This is a genomic window from Falsihalocynthiibacter sp. CO-5D18 (assembly GCF_041205445.1).
Classification (GTDB): Bacteria; Pseudomonadota; Alphaproteobacteria; order Rhodobacterales; family Rhodobacteraceae; genus Falsihalocynthiibacter; species Falsihalocynthiibacter arcticus.
The window spans coordinates 16,596-28,258 of the sequence record NZ_JBGFCF010000004.1; the positions used below are offsets into that span (position 1 = coordinate 16,596).

The 11,663-nt window shown below is 51.9% G+C and carries 12 protein-coding genes; 7 read left to right on the plus strand and 5 right to left on the minus strand.

Features of this window, described 5'->3' with window-relative positions:
- Nucleotides 1–15: 15 nt before the first annotated feature.
- Nucleotides 16–1,689: a cytochrome c oxidase subunit 1 gene (locus AB9F27_RS06505; RefSeq protein ID WP_335585796.1), complete on the plus strand. Its 1,674-nt coding sequence runs from the start codon at nt 16–18 to the stop codon at nt 1,687–1,689.
- Nucleotides 1,690–1,856: 167 nt separating this feature from the next.
- Here the strand turns inward: AB9F27_RS06505 and AB9F27_RS06510 are convergent, their stop codons facing one another.
- Entirely contained in the window at nt 1,857–2,237 is a 381-nt protein-coding gene (locus AB9F27_RS06510) for a hypothetical protein (protein ID WP_335585797.1), read from the minus strand.
- Between the two features lie 227 nt (nt 2,238–2,464).
- Here AB9F27_RS06510 and AB9F27_RS06515 point away from each other — a divergent pair, with 227 nt between their 5' ends.
- Nucleotides 2,465–2,977 (plus strand): hypothetical protein, encoded by a 513-nt coding sequence (locus AB9F27_RS06515; RefSeq protein ID WP_335585798.1) that lies wholly within the window; start codon nt 2,465–2,467, stop codon nt 2,975–2,977.
- A gap of 113 nt (nt 2,978–3,090) precedes the next feature.
- Here the strand turns inward: AB9F27_RS06515 and AB9F27_RS06520 are convergent, their stop codons facing one another.
- Nucleotides 3,091–3,549, minus strand: a complete 459-nt coding sequence (locus AB9F27_RS06520) for a GatB/YqeY domain-containing protein (protein ID WP_039002563.1) — start codon at nt 3,547–3,549, stop codon at nt 3,091–3,093.
- Nucleotides 3,550–3,744: 195 nt separating this feature from the next.
- Here AB9F27_RS06520 and carA point away from each other — a divergent pair, with 195 nt between their 5' ends.
- Both carA and AB9F27_RS06530 read left to right on the plus strand, forming a co-directional pair.
- Nucleotides 3,745–4,911 (plus strand): glutamine-hydrolyzing carbamoyl-phosphate synthase small subunit, encoded by a 1,167-nt coding sequence (gene carA / locus AB9F27_RS06525; protein WP_335585799.1) that lies wholly within the window; start codon nt 3,745–3,747, stop codon nt 4,909–4,911.
- Nucleotides 4,912–4,991: 80 nt separating this feature from the next.
- Nucleotides 4,992–6,905: a glycosyltransferase gene (locus tag AB9F27_RS06530; RefSeq protein ID WP_335585800.1), complete on the plus strand. Its 1,914-nt coding sequence runs from the start codon at nt 4,992–4,994 to the stop codon at nt 6,903–6,905.
- Nucleotides 6,906–6,919: 14 nt separating this feature from the next.
- Here the strand turns inward: AB9F27_RS06530 and AB9F27_RS06535 are convergent, their stop codons facing one another.
- Nucleotides 6,920–7,567 (minus strand): GntR family transcriptional regulator, encoded by a 648-nt coding sequence (locus AB9F27_RS06535; RefSeq protein WP_335585801.1) that lies wholly within the window; start codon nt 7,565–7,567, stop codon nt 6,920–6,922.
- 116 nt (nt 7,568–7,683) lie between these two features.
- Here AB9F27_RS06535 and AB9F27_RS06540 point away from each other — a divergent pair, with 116 nt between their 5' ends.
- Nucleotides 7,684–8,322 (plus strand): pyrimidine 5'-nucleotidase, encoded by a 639-nt coding sequence (locus AB9F27_RS06540; protein WP_335585802.1) that lies wholly within the window; start codon nt 7,684–7,686, stop codon nt 8,320–8,322.
- A gap of 41 nt (nt 8,323–8,363) precedes the next feature.
- Complete coding sequence (locus tag AB9F27_RS06545) at nt 8,364–9,563, plus strand: UbiH/UbiF family hydroxylase (protein WP_335585803.1); 1,200 nt, start codon at nt 8,364–8,366, stop codon at nt 9,561–9,563.
- 1 nt (nt 9,564) lies between these two features.
- On the opposite strand, the gene AB9F27_RS06550 is transcribed toward AB9F27_RS06545, so the two are convergent.
- Nucleotides 9,565–10,023, minus strand: coding sequence for an Lrp/AsnC family transcriptional regulator (locus AB9F27_RS06550; protein WP_039002568.1), 459 nt, complete (start codon nt 10,021–10,023; stop codon nt 9,565–9,567).
- Nucleotides 10,020–10,478: an Lrp/AsnC family transcriptional regulator gene (locus AB9F27_RS06555; RefSeq protein ID WP_335585804.1), complete on the minus strand. Its 459-nt coding sequence runs from the start codon at nt 10,476–10,478 to the stop codon at nt 10,020–10,022. Before AB9F27_RS06555 ends, AB9F27_RS06550 begins: the two co-directional genes overlap by 4 nt.
- Nucleotides 10,479–10,616: 138 nt before the next feature.
- On the opposite strand from AB9F27_RS06555, the gene ilvC reads away from it, so the two are divergent.
- Nucleotides 10,617–11,639: a ketol-acid reductoisomerase gene (ilvC, locus tag AB9F27_RS06560; protein WP_335585805.1), complete on the plus strand. Its 1,023-nt coding sequence runs from the start codon at nt 10,617–10,619 to the stop codon at nt 11,637–11,639.
- The last annotated feature ends 24 nt before the right edge of the window (nt 11,640–11,663 follow it).

An 11,663-nucleotide genomic window follows, 5' to 3' on the forward strand; every position in this document is an offset into this window, starting at 1 on the left:
ACTGGGAGGCAGGACATGGCCGACGCAGCTATGACTAGCGACGAACATCACGACGAGCGGAGTTTCTTTACCCGCTGGTTTATGTCTACAAATCACAAAGATATCGGACTACTGTATCTTTTCGTCGCCGCGGCGGTCGGGTTCATATCGGTGTCCTTCACCGTTTATATGCGCCTAGAGCTCATGAACCCCGGTGTTCAGTATATGTGCCTCGAAGGCGCACGTCTGTTCGCGGATTCATCTGAACTCTGTACGCCAAACGGGCACCTCTGGAACGTTTTGATCACCTACCACGGTGTCTTGATGATGTTCTTCGTGGTTATCCCCGCCCTTTTCGGTGGTTTTGGTAACTACTTCATGCCGCTCCAAATCGGCGCGCCCGATATGGCGTTCCCGCGGTTGAACAACCTTTCGTTCTGGCTTTATGTCGTTGGCACATGCCTTGGTATTGCCTCACTGTTTGCCCCGGGTGGCAACGGTCAAAGCGGTTCTGGTGTTGGCTGGGTGCTTTATCCACCGCTTTCCACCTCTGAGGGCGGCTACTCGATGGATCTGGCGATCTTCGCGGTCCACGTTTCGGGCGCTAGCTCGATCCTTGGCGCGATCAACATGATCACCACCTTCCTCAATATGCGTACCCCCGGCATGACAATGCACAAAGTGCCGCTCTTTGCGTGGTCGATCTTTGTCACTGCATGGCTGATTCTTCTGGCCCTACCCGTTCTGGCTGGCGCGATCACCATGTTGCTCACCGACCGGAATTTCGGCACCACCTTCTTCCAACCCGAAGGCGGCGGCGATCCCATCCTGTACCAACACATCCTTTGGTTCTTTGGGCATCCCGAAGTGTATATCATCATCGTTCCCGGTTTTGGTCTCGTCTCCCACATCATCGCAACCTTCTCCAAGAAACCGATCTTTGGTTACTTGCCAATGGTCTACGCGATGGTCGCGATTGGGGTTCTGGGCTTCGTTGTTTGGGCACACCACATGTACACTGTGGGTATGTCGCTTAGCCAACAAAGCTACTTCATGATGGCGACAATGGTGATCGCGGTGCCCACGGGCATCAAGATCTTCTCGTGGATTGCCACTATGTGGGGAGGCTCAATCGAGTTAAAAACCCCCATGCTTTGGGCGCTCGGCTTCCTGTTCCTCTTCACCGTTGGTGGCGTAACGGGCATCGTTCTTTCCCAAGCGGGCGTCGACCGTGCCTATCATGACACCTACTATGTTGTGGCCCACTTCCACTATGTGATGAGCCTTGGAGCCGTGTTCTGTATCTTCGCCGGCGTCTACTTCTACTTCGGTAAAATGTCAGGCCGTGAATATCCTGAATGGGCCGGTAAACTGCACTTCTGGATGATGTTCATCGGCGCAAACCTGACCTTCTTCCCACAGCACTTCTTGGGTCGTCAGGGCATGCCACGTCGCTACATCGACTATCCTGAAGCCTTCGCTTACTGGAACAAAATCAGCTCCTACGGCGCGTTCCTTTCCTTCGCTTCGTTCATCTTCTTTATCGGCATCATGGTCTACTCGCTGCGTTACGGTAAAAAAATCACGGTGAACAACTACTGGAATGAATACGCCGACACTCTGGAATGGACCCTTCCTTGCCCACCCCCAGAGCACACATTCGAGCAACTGGTTGATCAAAGCGTCTGGGACAAACCCCACTCACACTAAGATCGCCGACCCCATAATAAAAAGGCCCCACCATTCCCTTGGTGGGGCCTTTTTTGTTGTCAAATTTCGATTCTGTCGCTTTATACCGTCAAACAAAGGCGGTCTTCTCGCGCGTTCCGGCAACCTCTTGAAGGTTTTGAATTCAACCTTCCTTCACCCTGAAGAAGCTATCTTCTTATTTGGCCTTCCAAGCGCGTACCGTCATTCGTAATCAAAATCAGGCGTCTATCGTTGACAACAAAAAGATCGAACCGCGGGGTAACTGTATTGATGCAGCGCGAGCCATCTTCATAATACTTGTAGCTGGGCGCTCTGAGTTCGCCCGCCGAGGTACTAAAAATATATGTTCCATTATTGTTGTAATACTCGGTGCCTTCGCGACCATATTTGACGGAGTTACCCGCAAGTATCTTTTGCAGATACTCCGCGTTAACGTGCTGATCTCCATCGTGGGTATTCCAAACGGTCTCTGGTGGTGAACTAGGACAAGAGGCAAAAGCACTCTGTGCGGCAATAGTCGCGGCAAATAAATAGACTGCAAATTTCATTTCAATCTCCTTATGTTTTCCTTCTTCTGTTCCATTCTTGGTTTTGAGACGCATACGAGGCAATACAAGAGCACGGCTACATTTGTTCTGTCAACAACCCAGAAATTCGCCGCGGTCGCCTTTTGAACCCAATTCCCCCCCCCCTCGCAATAACCTCACATTAACCTAAGGGATGTGATGATGGCGTCCACGGCAAGAGGGTCGTGCGCCCCACTAAAGGAATACCTTTGTTCGTCTCGGCCAATTGGAGGTTCATTCTGAAAACCGGCGCCTTGAGTCTACTGCTCATGGCGGCCTGCTCTGGCGGGCGAAACGATGTTCCCGGTTCGGGTCCCCTCGCCAATGAGCTTCAGATCGCACGGATGCTTTCCGGTAACAGCTTTGATACCCATGCCAACGGCCAAATTTATCAGGCTCGAAACGGCGGCCTGCTGTCCTTCAGCTACCATCCCGAAGGGCCGCGTGTGTGCAAGGGGGTGTGGAAGGTTGACGGCGCCGAGGAGATCAACGTCCTCACCTGCAAATGGGTGTGGAACGGCCAGCTCTATTCCCAAAAAGAAAAAGTCGTCCGCTATCAATATCATATTGGTTCGGTCTACGGTTTGGATATGCTCGATGAAGCTGGCGAGTTTGTCGCTTTCCTTCCCTATAAATACGGCACCACCTATGGCTCCACCAAGTACCGAGGATTTCCCCGTTGGGAGGACTTCAAAAAGCTGAGCCAACAGCTCGGCCTCTAGCGGATTTATCTACACCGCAGACTCAAAAGGCAGGGCCCAAACGGAGCCCTGCCTTTTTAAGAAACGCGCATATGAAAAACATATGCAAATCATATGGAAAACTTACGGCTGTTTTAGCCCAGTCTGTCCTTGACCAGCGGTCCAACCCGTCCGAAATCCATTTGCCCTGTATACTTGGATTTCAACACGCCCATGACCTTGCCCATGTCACGAATAGACTCAGCCCCGACCGATTTAATAGCGTCCACAACAGCGGCTTCGCTCTCATCCGCATCAAGTTGACGCGGCAGAAATTCTTCAATGACTACAATCTCTTGCAGCTCTTTCTCCGCCAATTCAAGACGACCACCTTCTTCATAGGCGCGCGCACTTTCCTGACGCTGTTTGACCATTTTTCCCAGAATTCCGAGAATTTCATCTCCCGCCACCCCAGAATCGTCGCCCTCACCGCGCAAAGCGATGTCACGATCTTTAATTGCAGCGTTGATAAGACGTAGCGTGGAAAGCCGAGCCGCTTCCTTTGCCTTCATCGCCTCTTTCATCGCCGTCGTAATTCTTGTTCTCATGTCCATCGGTTTCCATCCCCTGGTTTCCGAAAAGTTAAGACCTAGGACAATACTCTGTGATCTCTAAGCTTTCAACCTCCGTCTATATTGGTAACATATTGAATATTAACACTAATCTATTTTCTTTTGCCCCCTTGACCCTGTTGCCGTCCGCCATTAGTTTCCGACAAGTTTGCGCCCGATTTGCCTAAGGAGTCGCCCATGTCTGCCGCCACATCGTATAAACCTTCCGCTTCACCACATCCCACTGCCTGCCTTGCGCTTGCGGATGGCACTCTGTTTTACGGCTATGGGTTTGGAGCCGAGGGCACCGAGATCGCAGAGCTTTGCTTTAATACAGCCATGACCGGTTATCAGGAAATCATGACCGACCCCTCCTATGCGGGCCAAATCGTCACCTTCACCTTCCCCCATATTGGCAATACTGGCGTCACCCCCGAAGACGACGAAACTGCCGATCCTTTTGCCTCCGGAATGGTGGTCAAATGGGACCCCACCGACGCCAGCAATTGGCGCGCAACCGAAGAATTGACCGTCTGGCTCAAACGGCGCGGACGCATCGGAATTGGTGGCCTTGATACACGCCGCCTCACCCGCGCAATCCGCCAACAAGGCGCGCCGCATGTGGCTCTTTCCTATTCTGAGGACGGCGTTTTTGATATCGCCGATCTCGTAGAAAAAGCGCGCTCGTTCAAAGGTTTAGAAGGCCTCGACCTCGCCAAAGTAGTGACCTGCGCGCAGTCCTATACCTGGGATGAGCAACGCTGGGCTTGGCCTGACGGATACTCAAAAACCACGAAGCCCGGCCACAAAGTCGTTGCGATTGACTTCGGCGCCAAGCGCAACATTCTACGCTGCCTCGCCTCCGCTGGCTGCGACGTCACAGTGCTTCCCGCCACCGCGACCGCCGAAGAAATCTTGGCCCACGCCCCCGAAGGTGTGTTCCTTTCAAACGGTCCCGGTGATCCCGCGGCAACGGGCGTCTATGCCGTGCCAATGATCCAAGGTATTCTCAAGGCCGACATTCCCGTTTTCGGTATTTGCCTTGGCCACCAAATGCTTGCTTTGGCCTTGGGAGCAAAAACAGTCAAAATGAGCCACGGCCACCACGGTGCAAACCACCCTGTTAAAGATAAAGACACCGGAAAAGTTGAAATAACGTCAATGAACCACGGATTTGCGGTCGATTCTCAATCCCTTCCCAAAGGCGTCGTTGAGACCCATATTTCCCTTTTTGACGGTTCCAATTGCGGCCTTCGAGTCGACGGAAAACCGGTATTTTCGGTCCAATACCACCCCGAAGCCTCTCCCGGCCCGCAAGACAGCTATTACCTCTTTGAGCGTTTTGTAAAAGCGATGGAAAAGTAGCACTCTTTACGCGTCGGTTAATCGCACATTAACCATTCCCAGTAAATGTAGGCGTGCCCTCATAGGACGTCGCCTGCACCATGCAACTGACCCAACTTCGCACTGTGCGACCGTTCTCTACGGTTGCTCCACATCAGCCAAGAGCCGAGCGTGGACGGACTCCTATTGGCCAAATCCTCGTGCAAAACGGCGCTCTTTCGCCCAGTGACCTCGTGAAAGCGCTGGCACTGCAGGCACGACAAGAAGTCCAAATAGGCGATATTTTGATCGCCCACGACCTCGTGACTGACCAAGAACTTTATCGCGGACTCTCAGAGCAATGGGGGGCGCAATTCGTAGATTTGAACTTTGAGCAGCCGGACGCCCGCCTTATTGACGCCATTGGCGCAAAAGTATGCTTGAAAGGGCGTTTCTTGCCTTGGAAACGGGTCGGGATCGTGACGATTATCTGCACCGCCCGCCCTGCCGAATTTGAGAACGTGCTTCGCAACCTGCCTGAAGATTTTGGCCCTGTAAGAATGGCAATTGCCTCGGAAGTTCAAGTTTTTAGCGCCTTAGAACGGGTTCGGCAAACCTACTTAACGTATAGCGCAGAGACCTGTGTCCGCGAAGAAGAAAGTTGCCGCAACTGGCATACACCACAGAAGAAGCGGTTCGCAACTGCCCTTATTCTCTTTATTATCATGGGAATATTGTTAGTTCCAAAGTTCGTTATTTCCCTTTTTTTTGGTTGGGCAGTTCTTACTCTGATTGCATGTTCCGCCCTAAAATTCGCAGCAGCGGCAACCCAAGTCTCAAATTTCAGAAAAAAGGAAACGCCAGGGTTTCGACACCATAAATCTCCGTCAATTGCGCGCCTTCCCGTAGTGTCCATCATGGTCCCTCTTTACAAAGAGCGAAAAGTTGCAAGCCAGCTTATCCGACGCCTTTCCAAACTGTCCTACCCAAAGGAATTGTTGGACATTTGCCTCGTCGTAGAAGCCGATGACCACACGACAACACAGGCCCTCGCCGAGGCCGATTTGCCCAAATGGGCCCGTGTGGTGACCGTGCCAACTGGGGCGGTAAGGACCAAACCACGGGCCTTGAATTATGCGTTGGATTTTTGCCGAGGGACAATCATCGGAGTGTATGACGCCGAAGACGCCCCTGAGGAGGGGCAGATCCATACTGTGGTTCGACGTTTTCATGAACGTGGACAAGACGTTGCTTGCCTGCAAGGCGTTTTAGACTTTTACAATGCGCAAACGAACTGGCTGGCGCGATGCTTTACCGTCGAATATGCGACATGGTTTCGCGTTATTCTGCCAGGGCTTCAGAAAATAGGCTTTGCTATTCCTCTTGGCGGTACAACGCTTTTTTTTCGACGCGAAGCGCTTGAAAAACTTGGGGGTTGGGACGCACATAATGTCACTGAGGATGCGGACCTTGGAATTCGCCTTGCGCGGCACGGATATCGAACGGAAGTTCTCCCAACAGTCACCTATGAGGAAGCGAATTGCCGCTACTGGCCGTGGATTAAGCAACGTTCTCGATGGCTTAAAGGCTATGCAATCACATGGGCGGTCCACATGCGCAATCCTGCGAAACTACTAAAGGACTTGGGTCCATGGCGCTTTCTTGGCGTCCAACTCCTGTTTCTAGGCACCCTCAGCCAGTATATTTTGGCCCCCCTATTGTGGTCTTTTTGGCTCGTTCCCTTTTTCGATCATCACCCGATTAAAATGATCCTCCCTAGCAACGCGATAATCGCGCTCGGGATTATTTTTTTCCTATCTGAGATCCTATCAATTTCTGTTGGAATGATGGCGGTTTCGGGCCCACGACACAGACATCTTCTGTGGTGGGTTCCGACGCTTCACTTTTATTTTCCGCTAGGAGCTTTAGCGTCTTACAAAGGCATCTATGAACTTATTGTTCGCCCGTTCTATTGGGATAAAACAGAGCATGGCCTTTACGCGGAAAAGGTAGTGAAATCGTCAAATAGAGTTTGAAATAAACGCCATAATTAAATCCGGACGCTCAAGGCATCAAGTTTGAGGCGCGTCTCAAAGGCCTTTGAAATATGGCTTTTGAGCGCCAAATGTGCGGCTTCACCGTCCCGTTTTTCCAGCGCTGCGACAATGGCTTCATGCTCATTGAGCGCCGTTTCGCCCCGCCCTTTGACCGCCAAAGAGGTGGTCGCAAGGAGAGCCATGGTGCGATGCACCAAATCCAACTGCTGAACGAGGTAGCGATTGTGCGAAGCGAGGTGAATTTGCTTGTGAAATCTTCTGTTGGCCAACGACAGCGCTTCCGGATCGCTTAAAAAACCGCGATCCTCTTCAACCATTTCGCGTAAAACACGGATTTCTTCGGGCGCGGCATGGCGTGCTGCTAAACGGGCCGCGAGCCCTTCAAGCTCGGTCCGCACCACATATAATTCCGCTAACTGATTGTGATCAAGGGAAGCCACAATCAAACTGCGACCATCGCGGGTTAAAAGGGATTGTGTTTCAAGCCGTTGAAGGGCCTCTCGAATGGGCGTGCGGGAAACGCCAAACTGCTCAGCCAATTCGCTCTCAACCAATCGATCCCCCGGCCGATAAATTCCGACGTCGATTGCGCCTAAAACCAGCGCATACGCATCTTTTTGGCCGTTTTTGTGTTCACTCATGTGCTTCCCCTCGCGTATCCGCACCCTACTCCCGTGCGGCAATCGCGATCAACCCCGTTGCTGCTTCAATCACAACTCCCTACAATGCGTTTATGCAAAATCAAACTAAATCTCCAATGGCTGAATTCTCCCACATCAAACATTGGGTCTTTGACCTCGACAATACGCTATATCCGCCGTCAGATCGGCTATTTGACCAAGTCGAAGTTCGCATGACCGATTTTGTTATGACCGCTCTCAACGTTGATGAAAAACAGGCCAATTACCTTCGCCAGCACTATTGGCAAAAATACGGAACTACTTTGACTGGATTAATGGATGAACATGGCGTCGATCCCGCGCCCTATTTGTCCCATGTCCATGACATCTCAGTGTCACATATGCGCCCTGCTCCGGCGTTAGCAGAGCGGATTGCAGCACTTCCCGGACGTAAAATCGTCTATACAAATGGCACCGCGCCCTATGCCGAACGGGTTCTAAAGGCGCGGGGCCTCGATGGTATTTTCGATGCAATTTACGGCGTGGAGCACGCAAATTTTCGCCCCAAGCCCGAGCGCGCTGCGTTCGAAACCATATTTTCAAAGGATGGCACCATTCCTGCCTCCGCAGCAATGTTTGAGGATGATACGCGCAACCTCATTGCACCCCATGCGATGGGAATGCGCACGATTCATGTGGCCCCCGAGCAATCGCCCCAAGATCACATTCATTATCATACTTCCGACCTAACGACTTTTCTGTCGCAGTTGGTCTAGGAGGGGTTTTCGTGCGCCCTTTTGAAGCTTACATCTAAGGCATGAATAGATCCCACACCGATATTTTAATTTCGGGCGGCGGAATTGCCGGTCTTACGGCCGCGGCGGCGTTTGGAGCGGCGGGTTTTTCCGTCATCTGCGTTGACCCGACGCCACCGATAACTGAATCGTCTAACCCACAAGCAGACCTGCGCACGACGGCGTTTTTGCAACCGGCTCGCCAGACTTTGATCGATGCGGGCCTTTGGGATTCGCTCGCGCCCCATGCGGCCCCCTTGCAAACGATGCGCATCGTCGATGCGGGTGGAGAATTGCCAGAAGCGCGCCTTATCAAGGACTTCAACGCCAGCGATATCAGTGACTTACCTTTCGGCTGGAACTTACCAAATTGGCTTCTGCGCCGTGAGATTTTGGCGAAAATTGAAACGCTTGCGAATGTAACCTTTCGCGCAGGGGTTGGAACCCAAGATGTTGTAACCCGCGAAACTTCCGCCATTGTTCGCCTGACGGATGGGTCGTCTATTTCGACCAAGCTCCTTATCGCGGCGGATGGACGAAGTTCAAATGTGCGCGCGGCGTTAAATATCCCTGTAAAAACAATTCGTTACGGTCAAAAGGCGCTTGTTTTTTCCGTTTCGCATGCACCTTCGCACGAAAATGTTTCGACCGAAGTACACAGAAGCGGAGGCCCCTTTACCCTCGTGCCCCTCCCCGATCACGATGGAAAACACTTTTCCGCTGTTGTTTGGATGGAAAAAGCCGCGAAGATCGACAGCCTTGCAACCCTATCAATAGAGGTGTTCGAAGAGAAAATCACCTTGAGATCAGCAGGTATTCTCGGCCCTCTCACCCTTGAAAGCCAGCGCAGCAGTTGGCCGATCATCAGCCAAATCGCCGCCACAATGTATGGCCAACGCACGGCGCTGATGGCCGAGGCAGCCCACGTTGTTCCACCGATTGGTGCACAGGGCTTAAACATGAGTTTAGGCGACTTACGCGTCCTCCTCGACCTCGCGACATCCGATCCAACGGCCCTTGGGACCCCGAAAATGCTCGAAAAATATAACAGGTTGCGCCATCGGGAAGCCCAAATACGCGTCACAGGCGTCGATCTATTGAACCGCGCCTCAATGGTTGGTGCGCAGGGGTTACGCGACTTACGGGCTGGCGCTTTGAACACGTTCTATTCGGTCGCGCCCATTCGGAAAACCCTTATGAAAGCTGGCCTGGGCATGCGTTAAGCTAGCCAATCGGCCCCGGACATCGCTCTTCACTCAAAAGAACATTGGCCTCAACATTGCCAATTCCCGGAAGGGTCATCACGCGCCGTCGCAAAACACGCTCAAAATCGGCAAGGTCGCGGGCCACGACCCGCAAGCGATAATCATACATTCCCAACACGTGGTGCACGGCCTGAACTTCAGGAATCGCCGTGACCGCGCGTTCAAAATCCTCAAGACTAACCCGTCCCTTGGTGGCCAGTTTTACACCCAAAAACACCGTTACTCCAAATCCCAGCGCTTCTCGATTCAGCACAAGCCGACGTCCGACAATAATTTTGGCGTCTTCTAAACGTTTAATCCGGCGCCATGTGGCGGGTTGGGACAGGCCGAACCGTTTCCCCAAGGCTCCAGCGGATTGACTGGCATCCTTCGCCAAAGCGCGCAGCAAGCTACGATCGATTTCATCAAGGTCAATCATAGGGGCAAATCCTCCGACATCTTAATCGCAGCGACCTGCATAAGCGCCTCAATATCCGCAATATGTGGCAGGGTCAGGATACGCGTTTTATATATTTCCTGATAATGCGCCATATCACGTGCAAGAACCGCAAGCCTCACGTCGACCCGACCGAGGAATGTGTGAATTTCCGAAACCTCCGGTATTTTACGTGCCTCTTCAATGAATTCGTCAAACGCCCGCGACTGAGTTTTGTCCAACGTCACCCGCAGCGAAACCTCAACGCTATATCCAAGGGCCGCCCAGTTGATAATGGCTTGAACACCTTGATAAATTCCTGCTTCACGCAGTTTTTCAAGCCGCCGCGCACAAGTTCCGGCCGCAAGTCCCGACCTTTGAGCGAGTTCGGCCATCGGCAAATCAGGTTCGGCCTGCATATGCCGAAGAATTCTGCGTGATATTTCATCGGTAAGCATGAAATTTCCTAAAAACAAAAATTTGGCGAATAGAAAACACCAAACATGAGGACATTTTATTCATTTCGACAAAGAATACCATGCGAAATTCGCTATTTTCACCACAACACTACATTGCTTAACAAAAGGAGCACCGACATGCGTGTTTATTACGATCGCGATTGCGACATTAACCTGATCAAAGACAAAAAAGTTGCCATCCTCGGCTATGGTTCGCAAGGCCACGCGCATGCGCTCAACCTGCGTGACTCGGGTGCGAAAAACCTCGTCGTTGCCCTCCGTGAAGGCTCCCCATCCCAGAAAAAAGCCGAGAGCGAAGGCCTGAAAGTTATGGGAATCGCCGAAGCTGCTGCTTGGTGTGACGTTATCATGTTCACAATGCCCGACGAGCTTCAGGCAGAAACATACAAAAAATACGTGCACGACAACATCAAACCCGGCGCAGCCATCGCATTTGCCCACGGCTTGAACGTTCACTTTGGTCTGATCACACCCAAAGAAGGCATCGACGTCATCATGATGGCGCCAAAAGGCCCAGGCCACACGGTTCGCGGCGAATACGTTAAAGGCGGCGGTGTTCCTTGCCTCGTTGCTGTCGACCATGACGCGACAAGCAAAGCCCTCGAAATCGGTCTTTCCTATTGTTCCGCAATCGGTGGCGGTCGTTCTGGCGTTATCGAAACCAACTTCCGCGAAGAATGCGAAACTGACCTCTTTGGCGAACAAGCTGTTCTCTGTGGTGGTATCGTTGAGCTTATCCGCATGGGCTTTGAAACTCTTGTTGAAGCTGGCTACGCTCCTGAAATGGCTTATTTTGAATGTCTTCACGAGACCAAGCTCATTGTTGACCTGATCTATGAAGGCGGCATTGCCAACATGAACTACTCGATTTCCAATACTGCTGAGTATGGTGAGTATGTTTCAGGCCCACGCGTTCTTCCTTACGCTGAAACCAAAGCGGCGATGAAAGGCATTCTCACAGACATCCAAACTGGTAAGTTTGTACGCGACTTCATGCTTGAAAACGCTGTTGGTCAGCCCTTCTTCAAGGGGACACGTCGCATGAACGACGAGCACCAAATCGAAGAAGTTGGCGCGAAACTTCGTGGCATGATGCCATGGATTTCCGCAGGCAAACTTGTCGACCACGAAAAGAACTAAACCATTTAAATACTTGGGAAAAGG